At 40.0% G+C, this 22,950-nt stretch carries 17 protein-coding genes; 10 read left to right on the forward strand and 7 right to left on the reverse strand.

Translation table 11 applies throughout. From position 1 onward, the window contains the following. Positions 1-33: 33 nt before the first annotated feature. Genes glrR through PSF42_RS15070 form a run of 3 tightly spaced genes read right to left on the reverse strand, consistent with a single transcriptional unit; the run spans position 34 to position 3,640 of the window. On the reverse strand, positions 34-1,374 hold the full coding sequence (gene glrR / locus PSF42_RS15060; RefSeq protein WP_125892203.1) for a two-component system response regulator GlrR: 1,341 nt from the start codon (positions 1,372-1,374) through the stop codon (positions 34-36). Next, a complete protein-coding gene (qseG, locus tag PSF42_RS15065; protein WP_125892205.1) occupies positions 1,371-2,201 on the reverse strand; it encodes a two-component system QseEF-associated lipoprotein QseG in 831 nt (276 codons plus the stop codon). The genes glrR and qseG overlap by 4 nt, the downstream gene beginning before the upstream one ends. After that, positions 2,201-3,640 (reverse strand): sensor histidine kinase, encoded by a 1,440-nt coding sequence (locus PSF42_RS15070; RefSeq protein ID WP_125892207.1) that lies wholly within the window; start codon positions 3,638-3,640, stop codon positions 2,201-2,203. Before PSF42_RS15070 ends, qseG begins: the two co-directional genes overlap by 1 nt. A 1,039-nt stretch (positions 3,641-4,679) precedes the next feature. Between PSF42_RS15070 and PSF42_RS15075 the strand changes: the two genes are divergently transcribed. From PSF42_RS15075 to fbpC, 6 genes are all read left to right on the forward strand, one after another. Further along, positions 4,680-5,306 carry a response regulator transcription factor gene (locus tag PSF42_RS15075; protein ID WP_125892211.1) on the forward strand — a complete coding sequence of 209 codons (627 nt, stop codon included), beginning with the start codon at positions 4,680-4,682 and terminating at the stop codon, positions 5,304-5,306. A gap of 7 nt (positions 5,307-5,313) precedes the next feature. Further along, positions 5,314-6,840 carry an MASE1 domain-containing sensor histidine kinase gene (locus PSF42_RS15080; protein WP_272680303.1) on the forward strand — a complete coding sequence of 509 codons (1,527 nt, stop codon included), beginning with the start codon at positions 5,314-5,316 and terminating at the stop codon, positions 6,838-6,840. Positions 6,841-6,946: 106 nt separating this feature from the next. After that, entirely contained in the window at positions 6,947-8,272 is a 1,326-nt protein-coding gene (gene uhpC / locus PSF42_RS15085; RefSeq protein WP_213913166.1) for an MFS transporter family glucose-6-phosphate receptor UhpC, read from the forward strand. Positions 8,273-8,286: 14 nt separating this feature from the next. Continuing rightward, a complete protein-coding gene (locus PSF42_RS15090; protein WP_125892217.1) occupies positions 8,287-9,318 on the forward strand; it encodes an ABC transporter substrate-binding protein in 1,032 nt (343 codons plus the stop codon). Positions 9,319-9,473: 155 nt separating this feature from the next. Then, the gene (locus tag PSF42_RS15095; RefSeq protein WP_125892219.1) at positions 9,474-11,552 is read left to right on the forward strand and encodes an ABC transporter permease; all 2,079 of its coding nucleotides are present in this window, start codon (positions 9,474-9,476) and stop codon (positions 11,550-11,552) included. 16 nt (positions 11,553-11,568) lie between these two features. After that, positions 11,569-12,609 carry a ferric ABC transporter ATP-binding protein gene (gene fbpC, locus PSF42_RS15100; protein ID WP_272680304.1) on the forward strand — a complete coding sequence of 347 codons (1,041 nt, stop codon included), beginning with the start codon at positions 11,569-11,571 and terminating at the stop codon, positions 12,607-12,609. A gap of 146 nt (positions 12,610-12,755) precedes the next feature. Here fbpC and PSF42_RS15105 read toward each other — a convergent pair whose 3' ends face one another. The 3 genes from PSF42_RS15105 to ulaR all read right to left on the reverse strand — a co-directional run bounded on the left by PSF42_RS15105 (position 12,756) and on the right by ulaR (position 15,942). Next, a complete protein-coding gene (locus PSF42_RS15105) occupies positions 12,756-13,628 on the reverse strand; it encodes a DMT family transporter (RefSeq protein ID WP_272680305.1) in 873 nt (290 codons plus the stop codon). 375 nt (positions 13,629-14,003) lie between these two features. Beyond that, positions 14,004-15,071 carry an L-ascorbate 6-phosphate lactonase gene (gene ulaG, locus PSF42_RS15110; protein ID WP_272680306.1) on the reverse strand — a complete coding sequence of 356 codons (1,068 nt, stop codon included), beginning with the start codon at positions 15,069-15,071 and terminating at the stop codon, positions 14,004-14,006. Positions 15,072-15,186: 115 nt separating this feature from the next. Continuing rightward, positions 15,187-15,942, reverse strand: a complete 756-nt coding sequence (gene ulaR / locus PSF42_RS15115; RefSeq protein WP_125892228.1) for an HTH-type transcriptional regulator UlaR — start codon at positions 15,940-15,942, stop codon at positions 15,187-15,189. A gap of 402 nt (positions 15,943-16,344) precedes the next feature. Here ulaR and PSF42_RS15120 point away from each other — a divergent pair, with 402 nt between their 5' ends. The 4 genes from PSF42_RS15120 to PSF42_RS15135 all read left to right on the forward strand — a co-directional run bounded on the left by PSF42_RS15120 (position 16,345) and on the right by PSF42_RS15135 (position 20,162). Further along, on the forward strand, positions 16,345-18,099 hold the full coding sequence (locus PSF42_RS15120; RefSeq protein WP_272680307.1) for a PTS ascorbate-specific subunit IIBC: 1,755 nt from the start codon (positions 16,345-16,347) through the stop codon (positions 18,097-18,099). A 71-nt stretch (positions 18,100-18,170) separates the two neighbouring features. Continuing rightward, complete coding sequence (locus PSF42_RS15125) at positions 18,171-18,638, forward strand: PTS sugar transporter subunit IIA (protein ID WP_213913234.1); 468 nt, start codon at positions 18,171-18,173, stop codon at positions 18,636-18,638. 49 nt (positions 18,639-18,687) lie between these two features. After that, on the forward strand, positions 18,688-19,518 hold the full coding sequence (locus tag PSF42_RS15130) for a Cof-type HAD-IIB family hydrolase (RefSeq protein WP_272680308.1): 831 nt from the start codon (positions 18,688-18,690) through the stop codon (positions 19,516-19,518). Continuing rightward, positions 19,515-20,162: a 3-keto-L-gulonate-6-phosphate decarboxylase UlaD gene (locus PSF42_RS15135; RefSeq protein WP_272680309.1), complete on the forward strand. Its 648-nt coding sequence runs from the start codon at positions 19,515-19,517 to the stop codon at positions 20,160-20,162. Before PSF42_RS15130 ends, PSF42_RS15135 begins: the two co-directional genes overlap by 4 nt. A gap of 122 nt (positions 20,163-20,284) precedes the next feature. Here the strand turns inward: PSF42_RS15135 and PSF42_RS15140 are convergent, their stop codons facing one another. Next, positions 20,285-22,861 (reverse strand): calcium-binding protein, encoded by a 2,577-nt coding sequence (locus PSF42_RS15140; RefSeq protein WP_272680310.1) that lies wholly within the window; start codon positions 22,859-22,861, stop codon positions 20,285-20,287. Positions 22,862-22,950: the final 89 nt, after the last annotated feature.

The raw sequence follows: 22,950 nt of genomic DNA on the forward strand, positions 1-22,950 counted from the left end.
ATCGATAACAACCATGTGGTAAATAATTCTTATTTATTCTTTGAAATCATTGGCTTCTAAATCATGGCGACCAAGTAATTTATAAAACTCTGTACGGTTTCGTCCTGCCATTCGAGCCGCTTGGGTGACATTTCCTTTTGTCATTTGTAATAACTTACGTAAATAATTCAGTTCAAATTGATTACGTGCTTCAACGAATGTCGGCAAAGCGGTATTTTCACCTTGCAGGGCTTGGCTAACCAACGCTTCACTGATCACCGGCGATGTTGTGAGTGCCACACATTGCTCAATCACGTTAACTAACTGGCGCACATTACCCGGCCAGCTCGCTGTGATTAAACACTTCATCGCATCGCTGGAAAAACTGCGTACAAAGGGTTTATGGCGTGATGCTGACTCGCGTAATAAATGATTAGCTAATAATGGTATATCTTCTGAACGCTCATTTAACGCAGGAATACGTAAATTAACTACATTTAAGCGATAGTAGAGGTCTTCACGAAACTCATTTTTTTCCATCGCTTTAGGAAGATTACGGTGAGTCGCAGACAAAATACGCACATCAATGTCTAAATCACGGTTACTACCTAATGGACGAACTTTGCGCTCTTGCAATACTCGCAGTAATTTAACCTGCAATGGCATTGGCATATCACCAATTTCATCTAAAAATAACGTACCACCACTAGCTGCAAAAAATAACCCTTCGCGATTACTGACTGCACCGGTAAAAGCCCCTTTCGCATGGCCAAATAATTCAGACTCTAATAGTTGTTCAGGTAATGCACCACAGTTAATAGCAATAAACGGCTTACGAGCCCTAGGACTGGCCTTATGAATCGCTTGAGCCAAAACCTCTTTACCTGTACCACTTTGCCCATTAATAAGCACGCTAACATCAGATTGTGCTACCATATGTGCTTGTTCTAACAGCCTTATCATCAAGGGGCTACGCGTGACAATCCCCGAGCTCCACTCTTCATCGCTAATGGGTGTCGAAGAGAGCGCGAGTGCTTCATCAATGGCTTTATATAATGCATCTTTATCGACAGGTTTAGTTAAAAAACTAAATACGCCTCGCTGCGTTGCTGCTACTGCATCAGGGATAGAGCCATGTGCCGTTAATATAATGACAGGCATATTTGGATGCGCTTTTTGTATCTCATCGAAAAGCGCCATACCATCCATTTCGTCCATCCGTAAATCGCTGATCACTAAATCTAATTTTTCTTTTTGTAAGATTTTTAGTGCTTCGGGACCACTTTCTGCTGTAGTGACTTTAAAACCTTCACTACTCAAGCGCATGCCTAACAGTTTAAGAAGGCTCGGGTCATCGTCAACTAACAATAAATTTGCTGACTTACGATTCGTCATTTTTGTTCATTCTCCGATGAATTTTGCTCTACTGGAGAAGATACGCTGCTATCAGGCTTTGGCGCTTCTGAGGAAATAGGTTTATCTCCTTCCACCCCATTTTCCACCTCTTTTTCGGTTTCGTTCGTGCTTTTTTTGCGAGAAGAAAGCTGACGTTCAATATCCGTTAAATTTTCAAGCTTACGGGAGGTCGTATTCAGCTCGAAAGCCAATTTAGCATTATCTTCCTTTAAACGGTCGAGTTTGCTATCCATTTCTTGCTGTAAGCGTTTATAACGGGCCCCAGCGTCTGACAAGTTGATAATTTGTACTTGTTGCTCACGCCACAGTTGTAATAATGGCCGCACCGCAGTTGGAAAACTCAAGCTATACGTGTTTATGCTATCAAGCATTTTACGACGCTCAGCAATGGATGGATCAGCAGAGTTCAACAAAATATTCTGTTGAAATGCACTTGACCAGTTTGTAACCTCTATTTTACCTGCATCCGCACGCGCTTGGCTGGTTTCAGTACGGTCTGCACAGTCCATCATGCGCAACCAAAATAGTGCATTTTCCCGTGCAGTTGGCTGGTCATTATTCCAAATCGTTTCACATGATGTATAACGGTAGTCTGTCACTTTAACTTCCGGCACAACAGCTTGAGCCAGTGTATCGAGAGGTGACTGACCATTTTTTGTTACACATCCACCTAAAATTAAGGAGAATAAAACGACACTAAAATTAAGCCCTTTACGTCTCATCACATAAGGTACTCTTTTATTATGTTTACTTAACGATGCCTTACGGTAAAGTACCGCCCAAACACCTGTAGACCGATTTACCATTATTCATTCTCTGCGGTTAGAGGCAGTTCAATTCTAAAACAGACATCTGCTGATTTATTGGGAACAAGAGATAGTTCTCCACCCATTTGTTTAATACAATCTTGCGCAATACTCAGCCCTAGGCCACTTCCTTTAACAGCACCTTTTCTTTGTAATGAACCTTGATAGAAGGGTTCAAAAATCATACTTTGCTCAGATTCAGGAATTGGCGTTCCCGTATTCGCAACTTCAATCAGAAGTTTATTGCCAGTTTGGCGACTAGAGATCCAAATATTACCTGATTCGCCACCATAGTGCACCGCATTGGAATAGATATTATCAATAACTCGCCCAAGAAGTGAGGGTTCAGCTAAACAGCTATCTACTTTTAAACGGACGTCTGTTTTGATGTTCTTAGCCCGTGCGGGTAAGTTATGTGCTTTGACGATATCTTCAATGAGCTTTTGTAAATCAACAATCTGTGCTTCTGGTGGGTCATCGACGAGCTTACGATTATAATCAAGTAATTGCTCAATAAGTTGCTGAAGATGCTTACTACTGTGATCAAGAATTTCTACAACTTCTTTTTGAGACAGCGTTAATGGCCCTGCAACCTCATCCGCAAGTAATTCTGTCCCTTCACGCATGCTTGCAAGAGGCGTTTTTAATTCATGTGAAATATGGCGGAGAAATTCGTGACGCTGTGATTCAAGCCAAGACAATCGTTCACTTAACCAAATAATGCGCTGGGCGATTGTCCGTAACTCCCTAGGGCCTTTAAAACGCTCAATATTACTGGCAAGTGTACGCCCAGTACCAAGACGATTAATCATTCGCTCGATAGCCTTGACGGGGCCAATAATCATTCGAGTGAATAATGCCACCAACAAGGCGCTTAATAAAAATAAAATTAAACTTTGCCAGCCAAATAGTTGACCTTTATTCGCAATCGCTTTTTGCAACTGTTCCCCACGGCTAAAAATGACATCCCGTGTTTCTTGCACTAATGAAGCATTCGCAGCAGAAAATTGTTCTAAAGCCTGTGTGATTTTTTCTGTTGGTTCATTGTTTTCACATGTGACGGCCTTAAGCGCATCCAACGTTTTAGTCAACGCGGAAGTGTCCGACGAGGCAGGTAAGATAGTACTCTGGCGCTCAAACATTTGCTGGTAGTCAGCAAACTGTTTCTGATATTGGGTTTTCAATGTGGGATCTTGCAAAACACAATATTGACGATAGCTCCGCTCCATTTCTAAGGCGAGGCTACTCATCACTTCACTACGCCGTGCGTCAAGCAACGTGGTTTTATTGATATTGGCAGCTTGGTTACTAAGTTGCTCAAGGCTTTGATATGCTTGATAGGCTAATACCAATAAAGGAAGTAGTACAAGCCAAAACGCCATCACAACTAGTTGACGCAAGGAGCGAGGGAAAAAACGCCATTTACTCAATACATTCATCTCATACCCATTAAACGTATTGCAATGGTAGCAGAACTCTTTGTCATGCGAAAAGTACAATCCAAATTCTGTGTCCCATAGCGTTAAAATCAGACTAAGTGTAATAATGAAATAGCAATGAACGTGCCAAGTTAATTGGTGAAAAGTGATATTTTTCAGGTAGCTATATCCTGCAAGCCAAATTGCTTCATATCTGACTAGCCTAGAATATCTTCAGCTATGCCCTAAATCATTCGGATTGCAACTAGGCGCCAAGTGAAGATATCTCTAGGAGCATGACGAGAGCCGCTGAGCGCAGGTAAGAATGCAGCAGTTAGAAGTATGGCGGATATTTTGGTGGGTATAAAACAGGAAGGCGGAGTAAAGGACTCACCTTTACCCCGCCAGCGATAACAACTGCTATGATATTGACTGCTTTATATAATTATGTCTTTACATTAAAGATAATTATATAGGTGGTGCCTCACTCCACGTGTCGCCCTGTGTTTGATAAGGCCCGAAGGCGAGTATCTATGCTGTTGGACGGTAGGCACCTTACTTTGGCGTCATTCTTGGTTTATGTGGTATGTACCCAACTAATTTTGGACCTACATAAGAAGTTGAATGAGCAACTGAATATTATTATGCACATGCCGTGCCAACTTTTCAATTTATTTTTTAACGCATTAAAAAATAAGACAATTTATTTTTTACAGCCTATTCAGAGATTCTGGATACACTGAAACGGTTTATCTCTTTCTCAATATTGTCGCTAATTTAAGACACCCTAAACACCAATCTTATAAGTCTATATTTATCAACAAGATAAATGTCTCCTTTTGGAGACACTCCTATGGAGGGTTTGTCGCTATTTTTATACACCTTGTTTTTTGGTTATTTATTGTTCAACATAAATAAGTTTGTATGAAAATTTTACCTCAATAAAAAAATTGCTCGTCATTATGGATGAACAGCAGAATTTTACATTCTGCTTCTAGCTTATCTTTTCCTATATTGATATAAGATTTCCCAATACCCTACTCATCAAATTGATAAAAATATGATAAAAATCGCGTTAGTTGATGACCACATCGTTGTGCGTTCTGGTTTTGCACAACTTTTGACACTTGAACCTGATATTTCGGTTATCGGGCAATATGCCAGTGCTCAAGACGCTTGGCCTAATTTGCTTAATTTAGACATTGATGTCGCCATCATGGATATTTCAATGCCAGATGAAAACGGTTTACAGCTTTTATCACGGTTACGCCAAAAAAAACCTGATTTTCGCACCATTATCTTGAGCATTTATGATACCCCAGCCTTTGTACAAAGCGCATTGGATGCAGGTGCAAGCGCTTATTTAACAAAACGTTGTGGCCCTGAAGAATTAGTCCAAGCAGTTCGCTCAGTGCACCAAGGCGGCTGCTACCTATGCGCCGATGCTATGCGAGCGCTACGCCATTCACCACAACAGCAAAAAAGCCTACAGGAATTGACGCCTCGAGAACGGGAAGTGTTTGATTTATTAGTCGCTGGCTTTAGTGTAAAGGTTATCGCAGAGCAACTTGAACTAAGCCATAAAACTGTGCATGTGCATCGCGCAAATATTTTAGGCAAATTACAATGCGAAAATACCATCGACCTTGTTCATTACGCGTTAGAGCATAACCTAATTTCAAGGTAATTCAGGCATGAATAAAAGCTTACGGTTAACGCTACAATCCATCTTTTTATTTTTTACCTACTCCCTGTTATGGATTGGGTTGTGGATCATCGGCTTTTATTTAAGTCAAAACAGTTTTCAAGCCACTTTGTTTCTACCACAAGGCTTGCGCCTAGCTTTGATGATTATCCTTTGGCGGCGCTACTGGCCAACACTGCTACTTAGCGAAGGAATATTAAATTTTTGGTTATCATCAGAGCAACTGCTCTTCCAGCCTGTTTTACTGTTATCCCCATTATTAAGTCTTGGTGTTGCTTTCGTCATTCAAAACATCTGGTGGCGCTATACGTTATATTGGCAACGATTATTATTATTACTCGCTGGTGTTGCCGCAAATAGCGTATTACATGCTTTATTATTCAGTGGGTTATCATCTTATTCCATTAGCCAATTATTCCTAACAACATTCACCGGAGGGATACTCCTATCTCCTTTTGTTTATCTCATTTATGAGTATCTCCACGAGCAGCACTACCAAATGCTCCTTGATTATGGAACGCCAGATAAACAATTACGAACCTCTTTAATAGTTTGGTGTTTTCTATTCTGTGTCGTCGGGTTGAGTGCCCAAGTCTTTTTTGCCCCCGAAATTGAGCGGTTAATTGTCCTACTCGTCTTTATTCCTAATGTTTTTATGGCTTATCGCTATGGTTGGCAAGGGGGCGTACTTTCTGCATTATTAGGTAGTTTAATTATTACTTTTGCACGACAATTTCACGGTGCCTTTGTTGATTTAGAAGAGCTAGAAATGTTTCTCAGTTCCCAAGCCTTAATTGGCATTGGGCTTGGGATAGCAATTAGCCGACAAAAACAACTGGCGAGTAACCTACAGCGCTATCGACAACGCTTAGAGCAAGAGCTAAAAGCGCGACGCGACTTAATGTTACAACTCGTTCATACCGAGGAAGATATCAAAAAAGCGATTGCTCGCGAGTTGCATGATGAAATTGGGCAAAATATTACTGCCATCCAAATTCAGTCAATGCTAGTGAAAAAAACAGCGTCTGACGACATCAGCCACCAAGCTGCAAGCCAAATAAATGAACTGGCTCAGCAAATTCACCAATCTACGCGGCAATTATTGCGCCAATTGCGCCCTCCCGTATTGGATGAAATGTCCCTTGAAAATGCACTTAAGCACTTAATTACTGAATTTTCTTTTCCACAGAATAATATTCAATGTCACTTTCATTATGGCTTACAAGAAACGCCGATCAATGAAACGGTTTTATTTACACTTTATCGCCTCGTCCAAGAATTACTTAACAATATCAGTAAACATGCAAGAGCCACACAAATTCACATATCTCTCAAGCAAATAGATGACTCGATCCAGCTAGTTGTTGATGACAATGGCGTTGGCATTCCATTTAGCAAACGCACGAGTGGCTTTGGTTTGCGCGGTATTGAGGAGCGAGTTCGAGCCTTAGGCGGTGACTGGACATTGACCACACAAAACGGAACACAAATAAGTGTTAACTTGCCCACATTTTGAGATAAAACATCGCAAAACTAGGAATAATTCCTAGTCCCCTAATACCTTCTCTCATCCTTTTTGTTAAAAACTTGATTACATTTCGCCTAACAAGAGAAACCGCCCTATGACAGGTAAAGACACCTTGAGTCTGGATAACACGTATCGTTTTTGGCGTCGCCGCTTAATGCTATCAATGATTATTGGTTATGCCACTTTTTACCTTACGCGAAAGAGTTTTAACTTCGTGATGCCTGTCATGCAAAACGAGCTGTTTCTCGATAAAAGCGATATTGGCTGGATAGCGACGGCATTTTATTTAACCTACGGTATTTCTAAGTTTTTATCGGGCATTTTCCACGATATCACCGGATACCGTTGGTTTATGGGTGTCGGCTTAGTGATGACAGGGCTACTCAATATTATTTTTGCCTATTGCTTATCGTTTCCGGCGTTATTGATCGTATGGACACTAAATGGCTTTTTTCAAGGCTGGGGCTGGCCACCTTGCGCACGCATTCTAACGCACTGGTATTCACGCAATGAGCGTGGCTTTTGGTGGGGGCTGTGGAATATTTCCATCAACCTAGGGGGGATGTCACTACCCTTGCTGACGGCGTTATTGGCAACCCAATACAGCTGGCAAATGGCATTAATTGTCCCTGGCGTTATTGGAGTCATCATTGGGTTATGGCTGTGCCGCCAATTACGTGGCACACCACAAGAAGAACAGCTTCCAAGCGTGGGGCAATGGCGACAAGATGTGTTGGAGTTGCGCCAAGAGCGTTTGTCCCCTCCCATGCCGATGTTAACGATTTTAAAAGAAGCCATTATTTTTAACCGTATGATTTGGTTGCTGGGTTTCTCCTATATTTTGGTTTATCTCATTCGCATGGCGATAAACGATTGGGGGAATTTATGGTTAACAGAAAAGCATGGCACTAACTTACTCAGTGCCAATGCCACATTATCGTTATTTGAATTGGGGGGATTATTAGGTGCTCTCTGCTCGGGTTGGGGCTCTGATATCCTATTTCGTGGCCAACGAGCACCTATGATCCTGCTGTTTTCATTGGGCCTTTGTGTTTCAGTCAGTGCCTTATGGTTAACGCCAATTCATCACTACGCTTTATTGGCTGTATGTTTCTTTGCTATCGGATTTTTTGTTTTTGGACCCCAAATGTTAATCGGTCTAGCTGCAACAGAATATTGTCATAAAAAAGCAGCTGGAGCGGTAACGGGCTATCTGGGTTTGTATGCCTATTTAGGCGCTGCAATCGCAGGATGGCCGCTCTCTCAAGTCATTGCACACTATGGTTGGTCAGGAATGTTTTCTTTACTAACGAGTGCCGCGGCTTTGATGGGATTACTGCTAATGCCACTTTTGATTGCCAATGTCAGCAAACGAGAGCATTTAGCAGGCACTGTTTCACCCTCTGATAATAAAACCTGAATAAAGGACTGACAATGAAACTGAAAACTCTCTCTACGCTTATCGCTGCGGGTTTATCCCTAGCGGCTATTTCTACCACTGCAAATGCGGCAGGCCGTTTAGTTGTCTACTGTAGCGCCACTAACGCCATGTGTGAAACGGAAACACAAGCTTTTGCGAAAAAATACGATGTTAAAACCACGTTTGTCCGTAACGGTTCTGGCAGTACTTTAGCCAAAATTGAAGCAGAAAAACGTAACCCACAGGCTGACGTGTGGTATGGCGGTACATTAGACCCTCATTCACAAGCAGGAGAAATGGATTTACTTGAGCCATACAAGTCGCCAAATCTGTCTGAGATCATGCCGCAGTTCCAAGACCCTGCAAAACGTAAAGGCAACTACTCTTCCGCTGTTTACATCGGTATTTTAGGTTTCGGTGTCAATAAAGATCGCTTAAAAGAGAAAGGCTTACCCATTCCAACTTGCTGGAAAGATTTAACTAAGCCTGAGTATAAAGGCGAAATTCAAATTGCAGACCCGCAAAGTTCAGGAACTGCTTATACCGCATTAGCTACTTTCGACCAATTATGGGGAAATGAGCAAGCCTTTGATTATCTAAAGAAATTAAACTCAAACATCTCTCAATATACTAAGTCAGGTATTGCCCCGGCACGTAATGCGGCTCGTGGTGAGTCGGCAATTGGTATTGGCTTCTTACATGATTATTCATTAGAAGTGGAAAACGGTGCGCCATTAGAGCTTATCGCTCCATGCGAAGGTACTGGCTATGAAATCGGCGGGATCAGTATTCTGAAAAATGCACGAAATATGGATAACGCGAAACTGTTCGTTGATTTTGTCTTATCGAAAGAAGCTCAAGAGCTGAGCTGGAAAGAGGGTAAATCTTACCAAATCTTAACCAATACAACGGCGGAGTCCTCGCCTATTTCATTAAAACTCAATGAGTTGAACCTAATTAATTACGATATGGATAAGTACGGAGATGCTGACGTCCGTAAGGATCTTATCAATAAATGGGTTACCGAAGTCAAAATGAGCAAATAGCCATTAAGTGCGGCGTTCAGGCGCCGCACTGGGCACTTACTTAACTAAAATAAAAAATTAATTTAATTAAGCTTCGAGTTATGCGTATTGTTATGGTGTCGCAAAGTGAAACCCACACCGTGACAATGCAAAATATGACGAGCTTAGGGGGAACTATGTCTCAAACCCTAACCTTATCGACCCCAACCAAAAAGGATAGTATCTTTTTTTGGCTGCTGATTGCTTGGCTAGGTTTCGCACTACTACCTTCTTGGAGCCTAGATTATGGCGTACTTGATTCAACACAAGACGAAATCATAGCGGCCTATGGTTGGAGTAGCCTAAACATTAGCTGGCTTTGGTATTTATTACCTTCCATTTTATTTATTCGCCCGTTAACACCAGCGGATCGTTATCACAAAACACGCCATTACTTTGATATTAGCGTAGCTGTTATCACCGCCGCACTGGTGATCTTAACCTCCTACTTTGAAGGAAAAGGGTTAGGTTACTCCGCTATTGTGCTATTTATCGCCTTGGGAATGGTGATGACATTGGCGTTAACTCGCCTTGAATGGCTCGGTGGAGACCAGTTTGTTATTGGCTCACTGATCACCGTCGTTGCGTTGATAACCCTGTTTATTGTGTTCCCAAGTGTCGCTATTTTCATTCCGATGTTTACGGATGGAAATGGCGACTTTGCGCCATTCGCCTTTGTGGCAATTTTGACACAATCTCATATTGTCCAAGTTATTATTAACTCAGTATTTTTATCGTTAGCAGTAGGGGCTGGCTGTACTTTCTTTGGTTTAATTTTAGCCATTTATACCACGCGTATTGCTAAACGCTCTGCGATTATTGGCCGTGTTTTTTCTATTTTGCCTATCGTCACTCCACCATTTGTCGTTGGTCTCGGAGTCACCTTAATGATGGGGCGCTCAGGGTATATTACTGAATTCCTTGCGGCCTATATGGGCCTTGAAAATACCAACTGGCTGTATGGCTTTACCGGAATTTGGTTAGCACAAGTTCTTGCCTTCACACCAATGTCATTCATGATTCTAGATGGTGCGATTAAAACCATTCACCCATCTTTAGAAGAAGCGTCTTATACTTTACGAGCCAACCGCTACCAGACATTCTTTAATGTATTTATGCCATTACTGAAACCTGCTTTGGCAAACGCATTTTTAATCGTTATCGTGCAATCATTGGCTGACTTTAGTAATCCGCTGGTTTTAGGCGGTAACTTCGACGTACTCGCAACGCAAATTTACTTCTATATCACCGGTTCACAGCTGGACTATCAAGCCGCTAGTACCTTGGGTGCGTCACTATTAGTGTTCTCATTATTAGTATTCTGCGTTCAGTATATGTGGATAGGCAAACGCTCCTACGTCACCGTGTCAGGGAAATCTTACCGTGGTGATGTCCAGCCGTTACCAACGTCATTAATTGCCACTGTAACAACGTTTTTAGCCATTTGGGTTGCATTTAACGTCTTGTTATACGGCAGTATTTTCTACGGTAGTTTCACTGTTAACTGGGGCGTTGACTACACCTTAACCTTTGATAACTTTATTAAATTATTTGGTCAAGGCATGAGCGATGGGGCATGGCCGTCATTGTTGGATACCCTTCTGTACGCGGGTATTGCCGCACCTATTACTGCGATCCTTGGTTTACTGATTGCCTATATCGTGGTTCGCCAAGACTTCCGTGGTAAAAAGACCATCGAATTCACGACGATGCTGTGCTTTGCGGTTCCGGGTACCGTGGCAGGTGTGTCATACATTTTAGCCTTTAACGACTCACCGTTCTATTTAACGGGAACAGCCGCTATCGTTATTATTTCGATGACTATGCGAAATGTTCCTGTCGGGATCCGTGCGGGTATCGCAGGTTTAGGCCAAATTGATAAATCATTGGATGAAGCGTCACTCAGCTTACGAGCGGGTTCAATGCGTACCATCTTCTTTATCCTATTGCCATTGCTGCGCCCAGCTATTCTCTCGGCCCTGATTTATAGCTTTGTCCGTGCAATCACCACGGTCAGTGCGATTGTGTTCTTGGTTACACCAGATACTCGCGTCGCAACGGCCTATATCTTAAACCGTGTCGAAGACGGTGAATATGGCGTTGCCATTGCCTATGGCTCAATCCTGATTGTCGTAATGTTGGCAATTATTTTCTTATTTGACTATTTGATTGGCGAAGCCCGTGTTTCACGTTCCAAAGCCAAAAATGCAGAGTAATCACGGAGTAACTGACATGACACAACATCATTTTGTTGAACTAAAAAATGTGACTAAACGCTTTGGCAACAATACCGTCATCGATGATTTAAGTCTTTCCATTCCGCAAGGTAGCATGGTGACCCTACTCGGCCCATCAGGTTGCGGTAAAACCACCGTATTACGCTTAGTGGCTGGTTTAGAAAAACCCACGGAAGGCCGTATGTTTATTGACGGTGAAGATGTAACTGACCGTTCCATTCAACAACGCGATATCTGTATGGTTTTCCAATCCTATGCCCTGTTCCCCCATATGTCCTTGGGGGACAACGTGGGTTATGGCTTAAAAATGTTAGGATTACCCAAAGCCGAAATCAAAAAGCGAGTTGACGAGGCATTAGAATTAGTGGATTTAGCCGGTTTTGCTGACCGTTTCGTCGACCAAATTTCTGGGGGACAGCAACAACGTGTCGCTTTGGCTCGTGCATTGATCCTTAAACCCAAAGTCCTGTTATTTGATGAGCCATTGAGTAACTTAGATGCAAATTTACGTCGTAGCATGCGTGAAAAAATCCGTGAATTGCAGCAACAGTTTAATATCACCTCTTTGTATGTTACCCATGACCAAAGCGAGGCCTTTGCGGTGTCGGACATGGTGTTGGTCATGAATAAAGGGAAAATCATGCAGCTAGGCTCACCGCAAGAGCTCTACCGCCAGCCAGCTTCAAAATTTATGGCGAGCTTTATGGGCGATGCGAATATTTTCCCTGCAACACTCAGTGCGGATTCTGTGGATATTTTCAATTATCGCTTACCACGCCCAGAACAATTTGTAACTGATAAAACCGCAGTGACTGTGGGGGTTCGTCCTGAAGCCATCACGCTGAGTTTACAAGGTGAAGACAGCCAACGCTGTACAGTGACTCATGTTGCTTATATGGGGCCTCAATATGAGGTTACTGTTGATTGGCATGATCAATCAATGTTGCTGCAAATCAATGCCACTCAATTACAACCTTCTGTTGGGGAAAACCTTTATTTGCAGATCCACCCATACGGCATGTTTATTCTTGAGTAAGATCCCACTCTTTGAATAATACTAAATGTCATTAGATAACAAGGAAAACTTAGCATTGTGAATAGCACATTCCCCTATAAGGGTGGAGGGGGAATGTGCTTCATAAGAAAATAATCACTAAAAGCATATTATCGGTGACTTCAATATCAATTTTTATTTTTTTCTGAAAGTACAATTAACATACTTAACAAAATAAATAACATACCGATTATCATCGAAATTGTCATTGACTCATCTAAAAGATAGGATGAAATCATCACACTAATGATTGGTGAAATAAGAATTGAGTATGATGAAAGCTTTGCGCCACCATACCCTATCATATAATACCAAAGAACATAAACAATCACGCCATTAGCTATCCCTATATAGATAATTGGTATATATACACTCATAAAAAATTCAGAATGTATATTACTCAATATGTTTAAATCAACATTTAAAAATGGAATTAATAAAACAAGAAAAATAAATGAGACTATATTTTGATAAAATACTTTTGAAGTTAGATTTGTTTTCATGGTGATTTTTTCAGATAAAATAGTTCCTAGTGCCCACATAAATGCACTTAATAAAATTATCATTTCACCAATACTTATACCAACTGGTGATATAAAGATAAAAATACCACTAATGCATAACAAAGATACAAATACTGACTTAGTTTCAATATATTTATTCATTACACCCAATATAACTGTTGCCATTACTGGCATTGTATAAACAAGTACAGATGCCTTTACCGCTTCTGTATACTTTAACGCTAAACTATTTAATATAGGAACTAAAAAAACATTTAAAAAACCAAGTGGGATACTTTTTACAAAATCCCGAAAATTAAACCGACATCGACTAAAAAAGAAAAAAGCAAAACACAAAAAAACAACTGAAATAATTAGTGAGTAAATTCTAAAAGCCCAGACACCTACTTGGTCAATCGCTAATTTTGATATAGGAAATGCACTCCCCCATATGAAAGATATTAAAATAGCACAAAGAAGTATTTTAATTTTCTTCATTATACCTCACAACTAATGCTATTCTCTTATTTGTTTTATTAGATGTCACTGTGGAAACGAAATGTGGGATTTTCCTTTTTTTTGTATCAAAAATTAAAACATTAAGTCATGCAATATTATTTCATTCTTCATATTTCCACCTCTAATAAATTTAATTTAATTTAATTTAATTTAATCACATGGTTATCTAAATTGATAACGCTATTATTAGAAAATATTAAATTAAGGTAGTCAACACCAGTCGATTAATAAAAAATAACACCACATAGATAATAAACATATTGGTAATACATATTATTTGAATGTATATTTCTAAATGCAATAAAAAAACAGCGCCTAAGTTTTCTTAAACGCTGCTTTTAATAGCAAGATTAATTATAAAAACGCTTTATAGGGCAATTCAGGTTCATTTTTAAATATATCGTTAAAGCCGCGGAAATGTTGATAATGCATACGGCCTTTATCCGTTGGATAAGTGTATTTTCCACCTACTTGCCAGAAGAACGGCGCAAATTTATATTGCAGACGCTCTTTTTTCATATTCCACAAGACTTCAATTTCACGTGGGTCGTTTTGGAAGTTCGCCCAAATATCATGGTGGAATGGAATAACACGTTCGCAATCCAATGACTCTGCTGCACGTAAAATATCGGATGACGTCATTTTATCCGTCACACCACGTGGGTTCTCACCATAAGAAAGCAATGCCACATCAATATTGTAACGGTTACCATGAGCTGCATAATAGTTTGAATAATGCGAGTCACCAGAGTGATACAGAGAACCACCAGTGGTTTCAATCAGGTAATTCACTGCACGTGAATCCATACCATCTAAAATTTGCTTATCATAAGAAGAAACGCCCTGTGGCAATGTCACTAACGCAGTACGATCGAATGAATCTAATACACGGATTTTCATATCACCGATATCAATCACATCCCCCACTTTGGCGACCACACAGCGCTCTGCGGGTACGCCCCACTTAGTCCATAAATCCACGCAAGCTTGTGGACCTATAAATTTAACGTGATCACCGCAGTTTTGCATAACCGCAGCAGCAACGTTGACATCGATATGGTCAGCATGGTCATGGGACGCTAAAATCGCATCAACCTCTTTAATGGCAAACGGGTCGAGAGGAAAAATCGCAGTACGTAAGTTTGGTTGTAGCGCTTCAACACCACCCATACGCATCATTTGGTGTTGCTTATTCATGAGTGGATTCTTTTGCGTTTTTTTCCCTGTTCCACACCAAAAATCGATACAAACATTGGTATTTCCCTCACTTTTTAACCAAATTCCTGTGCACCCTAGCCACCACATTGAAAAGGTATTAGGTTCAACAATCGTTTTTTCAATTTCTTCATTTAGCCACGTTCCCCACTCAGGAAACGTACTTAAAATCCAAGATTCACGTGTGATTTCATTTACTTTGCTCATAGTAATAATACCTTTTTCCAGAATTTTAGACGTAGGGAGCCCGATGCCTTAATCGAGAAATTAAGGCATAGCGGCAGAATTTGTTTAAATTTTAAAAGTCATCTATTCGACGGAGTTACACCAGTATCACTCGCGTGCCCTGTGCGGCAATCGCTTTGATAACTTCAGCGTTGGCATTCTTCCCAGTGATAAGAACATCTATCTTATTCGCTGGGCAAAATAGCATTCCGGTTCGATGACCCACTTTGGAACTGTCTACAACAACGACTAATTTATCAATTTGGTCAAGCATTTGCTGTTCTGCTACCGCGGTTAGCATGTCAGCTTTGTATAAACCGGCCTCCGTTAATCCTTTACCTGAAGTGAACATCCAGTTACCTGCATAACCCATTAACGTATTCAATGCTGGGTTTAAAAAGATATTCTGAGCCTTATTATATTGCCCACCGATTAAAATTACGTCATCATGGTCTTGGTCAATCAAATAACTCGCTAATGGAAAATAATTCGTCACAATTTGCACGTTTTTCCCGCACAATTGCTGCCCTAACATAAATGCGGTTGAACCGCAGTTAATAACAGCACTTTCCCCCGGAAGACAAAGTTCCGCGGCTTTAATCGCGATTTCTGATTTTTCTTCATAGTGCTCTGTACTGTTAATATTTAATGGTGTCCACTTACGTTTTTTGTTTTCAATACGTTCAGCACCATTACGGACTTTTCGCAATTTACCTTGCTCATCTAACTTTGAAATATCACGACGAGCAGTTGCAGGCGACACACTAAATTTTTCAGTAATATGAGAAACATTGATCACTCGATGTGTTTCCAATAACGACAATATTTCATTGTGTCTTTGCACTTCATTCATAATCATCGCCTTATTTGTTAATAATCACCACCATGATGACAAATGATTCAAAATGATTATTAGTGATTAGTTTTGATTCTATTTATCTCATCTAATGTTGTCAACCTTTGCACAGGCAAAAACACAACATTTGACACAAATAAAACAAACTCATTGATATATATGGATAATTTAAATTTTACGTGATCAAGTCGCCATTTATTTATTTTTTTACTGGTAAAAAAACAGACAAATGCAAACAATCACAAAAGAGCAATTCGTGATTATATATGATCACATTTGATTTTTGCGAGACTGTTTGACCGCTTTAAATGATTATATCGCAATAACACCAGATACGATCAATATGAATCATCTCTGACCCAGATAAATTACAAATACAATTTGATTAGAGGTAAAAATATGGATTTTTTATACGACGCTTTCTATATTTTTTACAGCCAAGTAATGACAAAAGCGCCTCTATTATTAGGCTTAGTCACATTTATTGGTTATTGGCTATTAAAGCGCGATGGCACGACCATTCTCAAGGGTACAATCAAAACAATTGTTGGTTTTATGCTAGTCGGCGTGGGGGCTAGTACCTTAGTTTCCAGCTTTAAACCCGTCATTGAAAAAATGTCTGAATACCACGGGCTGACAGGCTCAGTTATTGCCCCATATACGTCAATGATGGCGACAATGGAAGCGATGGGTGATAACTACTCTTGGGTGGGCTATACCGTTTTATTAGCCCTCGCCCTTAACATTCTTTTAGTCCTTTTTCGCCGCGTGACGGGTATTCGTACCATAATGTTGACGGGGCATATTATGTTTCAACAAGCAGGCTTGATCGCGGTTTTCTATTTTGTTCTCGGTTCAAGCATGTGGGAAACTATTCTATATTCCTCAGTTTTAATGGCACTGTATTGGGGGATTTCCTCCAATATTATGTTCAAGCCAACACAAGAAGTCACGGGTGGAGCAGGTTTTTCTATCGGCCACCAGCAACAATTTGCCTCTTGGATAGCCACGAAAGTTGCACCTAAACTCGGCGATAAAAAAGATAGCGTTGATAACTTGAAACTGCCGAAATGGTTACATATCTTCCATGACAGCATTTCCGCCACCGCCATTGTAATGACCTTATTCTTTGGTGTGATCTTAATTTCCTTTGGTATTCCCAACCTACAAACCATGGCAGGGACCACCCACTGGACCATTTATATTATTGAAACCGGTCTAAAATTTGCCGTGGCTATCCAAATCATTGTCACTGGCGTGCGAATGTTTGTTGCCGAGCTTTCTGAGGCCTTTAAAGGGATTTCCGAGCGAGTCATTCCTAACGCAGTGCTCGCCATCGATTGTGCAGCAATCTATGCATTCTCCCCTAATGCCATGGTATTTGGCTTTATGTGGGGGGCGATTGGGCAATTTGTTGCCGTTCTGGGTATGTTGGCATTTAACTCGCCAATTATGATTATCCCCGGTTTTATCCCAATGTTTTTCTCCAATGCCACTATCGGTATCTTTGCAAACCACTTTGGCGGTTGGAAAGCGGTCATGAAAGTGTGTTTTGTGATGGGGGTCATCGAAGTATTGGGTTCTGCTTGGGCAATTAGCTTAATTAACAGCCAAGGCACTGACTTCAGTGGTTGGATGGGTATGGCCGACTGGGCACTCGCCTTCCCTGTCATTATGCAAGGGTTGTCGTTCTCTAAAATGTTCTTCTTTGTGGTTGTCGCCTTAGCCGTTGTCTATATGTATTTTGCAGCGAAGAAATTACGGGCCGAAGAAGATGCCGAGAGCACAAGCGAACCGGTCGTTAATACTAGCGAAGAAACCGAAACAACCCCTATTGAGCATCATAGTGCTAAACCCGTACGTATTTTAGCTGTCTGCGGTAATGGGCAAGGCTCGTCCATGATGATGAAAATGAAAATTGGCCAGTATCTTGAGAAAAAAGGGATCCCACACATCATGGATTCTTGCGCAGTATCTGACTATAAATCGAAATTAACAGCAACTGACATTATTGTCTCTTCTAAGCATTTAAGCTCAGAAATGGATCCAGGTGAGGGTAAGTTTATTCTTGGCGTACAAAATATGCTCAACCCCAACTCCTTCGGTGATGAACTACTCGATATCATACATACCAATTTTATCGGAAATAAATAGCCTAAGTCATAGGGATCGATATCGCTCACGACGGTATCGACTTCCTTAACATTAAAAATAGGAACGCAATGATGGGATTTAAACAATCACTAATCGACAATCATTCAATACAGCTGCAAGCATCCGCTGATAACTGGCGTGATGCTATCAAAATAGGTACAGACCTGCTCATCGCTTCGGGTGCCATCAAACCCAGCTATCATGCGGCAATCATCAGCAGCGTCGAAAAGCTCGGCCCTTATATTTGCATCGCGCCTAACTTGGCCCTTCCCCACGCTAGGCCTGAAGATGGTGTACTAAAAACCGCCTTTGCTTTAGTCACACTAGAAAAACCGATTATTTTTGAGGGTGAAGATGAACCCGTTGATGTACTGATCACCTTAGCAGGTAGTTCATCAGATGAACATATGGAAGGCTTGATGGAAGTGACTCGCGTCCTCGATGATGAGGACAGTGAAACCGGTGTCGACCTTGATAAATTACGTCGCTGCCGCACCATTGATGATGTTTATCAGGTTATTGATCAAGCATTATGCTAATTTAATGATAATAAAAAGAATCATTAATTAGCGATAGAGGTAATCAACCATGTATAAAGTATTAGCGCTTGACTTAGATGGCACCGTTTTAACCCAAGAACACACTATCCATCCCGCAGTCAAACAAGCGATCCATGAAGCAACAAAGCAATGCCATGTCATGATAGTCACAGGGCGCCACCACACCGCGGCCCGCCCCTATTATGATGAGCTTGGTTTAACCACGCCAATTATTTGTTGCAATGGTACTTATATCTATGATTACCAAAATGAAAAAGTTATCACGCACAATGCCCTTACCAAAGAGAATGCGCTTACTTTTATTGAACTGGCGCAACAGGACAAACTAAAAATGGTGATGTACATCACCGACGCCATGGTGTATTCAAAAATCGATCCTATCGATTACATGAGCGCGATGGAGCAATGGGCTAACAACCCAACCATGGCCCATCCGCCAAAAATTTATCGCATTGATTCATTTGAAGAACAAGTCCAGCACGCTGACTATATTTGGAAGTTTGTCGTCGAAGGTGAACCCGCTACGTTAGAGCGCTTCTTAAACTTGCCTTGGATAAAACACACTTTTAATGCAGAAAAATCATGGTCAAATCGTTTCGACTTTGCTGCAAAAGGCAATAACAAAGGAACGCGTTTAGCTGAATATCTCAACACACTGGGTTATGACTCAAACCAAGTTATTGCTGTTGGTGATAATCACAACGATATCTCCATGATTGAGCTAGCAGGCTTAGGCGTTGCAATGAAAAATGCAGATGACACCGTGAAATCCCATGCGGATTTTGTTTGTGCGACAGATAACAATGGTGATGGCCTTGCGCGTCTAATACATGAAAATATTTTAGGACATTCACAATGACAAAGCCTTTGATCCAAATTGCTTTAGACCAAACCAACTTACCCGCAGCCCTCGAAGTGGCTGAAAATGTACACACTTTTGTCGATATCATTGAAGTGGGTACTATCTTAGCCTTTGCAGAAGGCATGAATGCGGTCGCGACTTTACGTCAAAAATACCCCAACCACATTCTGGTTTGTGATATGAAAACCACCGACGGTGGAGCCATTTTGTCGAAAATGGCATTTGAGGCAGGTGCAGATTGGATCACTGTTTCAGCTGCAGCACATATTGCCACGATTGCTGCCTGTAAAAAGGTTGCCGATGAATTTAATCGTGAAATCCAAATTGAAATCTATGGTAATTGGACGTTTGAAGATGCCAAAAATTGGGTCGAACTTGGGATTTCACAAGCGATTTATCACCGTTCTCGCGATGCCGAACTTGCTGGTATTGGCTGGGCAAATGAAGATATCGAAAAAATGCGTAAACTGTCTGATTTAGGGTTAGCGCTCTCAATTACTGGCGGAATAGTCCCTGAAGACATTCATCTATTTAGCGGTATCAAAGCGAAAGCCTTTATTGCAGGCCGTGCATTAGTCGGTGAGAAAGGTAAAAAAACGGCAGAAGCACTAAGAGAGCAGATTGACCGTTTTTGGAATTAATAAGCTTTAATTAAGTCACTATACTCACCCTAACCTAATACCATCAATAGGTTAGGGTTTCGTATTGTCTTCGCTCTATCAGGTTAAAACAAGTCGATCATTTACTTAATATTCTTTTATACTTATCTTTTTGATAAAAAATTATTGACAAGTTGAGTCGGTTGCCAATGACTCTTTATTTTTTCAACATCATCAATTCCACCGCTCATATATTCATCTTGCAACCGCATTTCTGCTAAAGTATTCACTAAATACTCAAGTTTTTGCGCTGTTGTGTACTTTCGGGCTCCTGGTAATACATTATGATGAATAATGACTGGCTCTTGACTATTTTTGTGTTGGATAAGTGTGAGCTTATAACCGGACTCAGAGCTATAAATATAGTGAACTGTTTCAGTTTGGTTATCAGGTTCTATTATTTCCGGTATTCTATTAAAGCTAATTAAGTGTATCCTATCTTTATCATTGTAGTGACGAATAACACTCGACCCGCTGAACTCCCCATTAACAATAAATATATTTTCCCCTTCTTGGTCACTCAACAGCCCACTATGGCCATTAGCGATAAGTACATCATTTCCAGCACCACCGTATAAATCAATATTGCCTTCCTCTGCATACAAGACATTATGGCCAGCTTTACTGTGCGTCATAGATAAACTTCCTGTGCCCATATTGGCTTTAAATACTCGTCCATGTTGGCTTTCATCTATGATTTTTTGTTGATGACCTGTGAATTGCATAACTAACTGAGAAGGTTTTGAATCCTTTTTAATATGGACCTCGGGTAAAGATAAATCCATTATTGCGTGCTTCGAGTTTTCGAAAAAGCCTTTAAAAGCAAACATCGGCTGCCATGGTAATAATGGCGATTCTCTTTGCCAATATTGCTTATGCTCCGCCAGATACCTGACCATGTGGCTCATACTTTCTTTGACATCATTTGGAATATTATCAGGAAGTTTATGATAATGGTGAATATGATTTTTATTTATTTCATCTGAAGATATTTTTTTTATTTTCACCTCGCGTAGTTTTGAAACTGACGTAAAAACTTGATACCGTACACCACTTTCTTCTATTTCTTTATATGTCCCATTAAAATGCATTAAATGAATATTATTAATCCCATTGTTATCATTAATAACTGTTATCCCACGGCCTTTAGAACCATCCACAATATAGTGGTCATTACCATCATTGCCATTTAAGGTATCATTGCCTAAGTCTGATAATAATAAATCCCCTTGTATACTACCCTCGACAAAATCATTCCCAGCACCACCATATAAAACATTCATTCCTTCATAAGCAGTGATTTTATCGTTACCATTTCCACCATTAGCAATCACACCCAAATAACTATAGTTATAGATTATATCATCGCCATCTAATGCATTAATAATCGCATTTTGATAAGTCTCTCCTCTTCTATGGTAAAGTTCATCAGATTGTTGAGTCAATAAATCGGGTCTTTTTTCAGTAACTATTTCATGCCCTTCTTTCTTTAGATTTATCTTAAATAGATTATCATTCGCATCCTTTACATATATATGTTGGAATTCTGTATTTTCATAGCCTATAAATTTGATATTCAATTTTTTATCATTAAACATATTGGAAAAATATATTGACTGACCACCTATACGTAACTGTTTTCCATATTCATCAAATAATTTTATAAAAATACTATTATCGCGCCCATCTCTTCCTTTCATATTACTAAGGTCGATGGTCAATTCCGATTGTTCAAGCCCCCCCAGTTTTAATTGATAAATATCATCCCCTTTTGTTGCTATAATATAGCTATTTCTATTTACCATAGTTAAGTTATCATCACGATGACTACCTGTGTACGTTAAGTTTTTAATATTCCCATTTGGATTAAAATAACCCCATATTGGAGATGAATACCCCTGATTATTAATAATCATATTTTTCATTTCTTGATTGATTATGACTTTATCATTCTCAGTTCGCCTTTTAAGGTGATCTTTATCTTGAAAATAGCTAATCTCATAAATCTTATCAAAATTCGTCTTATTTCCATGATTCATTGGCGTAGGTATTAAACTGAAACCATCATGAGTATATAGTTGATAATGATGTTTTAATACTTTTCCATCTGGTGAGTTCTGATAAACATTTTTTAATGTTAAATTCAACTCTAAAACATCTGTGGTTTTATAAGGCGATTTTGTTTTAATTGTTAATACAAGGTCATTATCCACTGCCCTTACATTAACGATCTCCTTTAGCGTATAACCTAAGTGAACGTCACTCTGGTTTTTTGTTTTTTCAACAATTCTTGCATTTAATTTAGTTATTTTTTTGTTTTTAATATTCGTCCATTGATAACGGCGCAGATAATAACTATCATCGCCATCTCCACCTCGCGCAACCCCCGACCGAAAAATAAGATGATCGTTTCCATCATATCCATTCATCGAGGCTTTCATCTCACCTGCATCTAATACATTATTTTCTTTATTCCCTTTTATAAATAAATTTGATTTTATACTCCCTGAAAAAATAACATTTTTAGTCTTCGCCAATTTAATTTCATGCCCTTTATCCTTACTTAAATGAAGGTCATTCTTCATTAAATTAATATATATTGATTTTTTATCAATGTAATTTGAAGCATCAATTTCATTTTCGAAAGACATTCCCATTTTTAATTTATTTATAGCATCCATATTAACTCGCTTAAAATTGCCATGAATATAAATCACTAAGCCATTCACTGTCTTAGCACTATTTAACACTCAACAATTTAACATTTAAT

The sequence above is a fragment of the Providencia sp. PROV032 genome (assembly GCF_028484875.1).
GTDB lineage: Bacteria > Pseudomonadota > Gammaproteobacteria > Enterobacterales > Enterobacteriaceae > Providencia > Providencia rettgeri_E.

Excerpts from the sequence above, each read along its gene's own strand:
- glrR (WP_125892203.1), bottom strand. The coding sequence starts at position 1,374 with ATGACGAATCGTAAGTCAGCAAATTTATTGTTAGTTGACGATGACCCG.
- qseG (WP_125892205.1), bottom strand. The coding sequence starts at position 2,201 with ATGGTAAATCGGTCTACAGGTGTTTGGGCGGTACTTTACCGTAAGGCA.
- PSF42_RS15070 (WP_125892207.1), bottom strand. The coding sequence starts at position 3,640 with ATGAATGTATTGAGTAAATGGCGTTTTTTCCCTCGCTCCTTGCGTCAA.
- PSF42_RS15075 (WP_125892211.1), top strand. The coding sequence starts at position 4,680 with ATGATAAAAATCGCGTTAGTTGATGACCACATCGTTGTGCGTTCTGGT.
- PSF42_RS15080 (WP_272680303.1), top strand. The coding sequence starts at position 5,314 with ATGAATAAAAGCTTACGGTTAACGCTACAATCCATCTTTTTATTTTTT.
- uhpC (WP_213913166.1), top strand. The coding sequence starts at position 6,947 with ATGACAGGTAAAGACACCTTGAGTCTGGATAACACGTATCGTTTTTGG.
- PSF42_RS15090 (WP_125892217.1), top strand. The coding sequence starts at position 8,287 with ATGAAACTGAAAACTCTCTCTACGCTTATCGCTGCGGGTTTATCCCTA.
- PSF42_RS15095 (WP_125892219.1), top strand. The coding sequence starts at position 9,474 with ATGTCTCAAACCCTAACCTTATCGACCCCAACCAAAAAGGATAGTATC.
- fbpC (WP_272680304.1), top strand. The coding sequence starts at position 11,569 with ATGACACAACATCATTTTGTTGAACTAAAAAATGTGACTAAACGCTTT.
- PSF42_RS15105 (WP_272680305.1), bottom strand. The coding sequence starts at position 13,628 with ATGAAGAAAATTAAAATACTTCTTTGTGCTATTTTAATATCTTTCATA.
- ulaG (WP_272680306.1), bottom strand. The coding sequence starts at position 15,071 with ATGAGCAAAGTAAATGAAATCACACGTGAATCTTGGATTTTAAGTACG.
- ulaR (WP_125892228.1), bottom strand. The coding sequence starts at position 15,942 with ATGAATGAAGTGCAAAGACACAATGAAATATTGTCGTTATTGGAAACA.
- PSF42_RS15120 (WP_272680307.1), top strand. The coding sequence starts at position 16,345 with ATGGATTTTTTATACGACGCTTTCTATATTTTTTACAGCCAAGTAATG.
- PSF42_RS15125 (WP_213913234.1), top strand. The coding sequence starts at position 18,171 with ATGGGATTTAAACAATCACTAATCGACAATCATTCAATACAGCTGCAA.
- PSF42_RS15130 (WP_272680308.1), top strand. The coding sequence starts at position 18,688 with ATGTATAAAGTATTAGCGCTTGACTTAGATGGCACCGTTTTAACCCAA.
- PSF42_RS15135 (WP_272680309.1), top strand. The coding sequence starts at position 19,515 with ATGACAAAGCCTTTGATCCAAATTGCTTTAGACCAAACCAACTTACCC.
- PSF42_RS15140 (WP_272680310.1), bottom strand. The coding sequence starts at position 22,861 with ATGGATGCTATAAATAAATTAAAAATGGGAATGTCTTTCGAAAATGAA.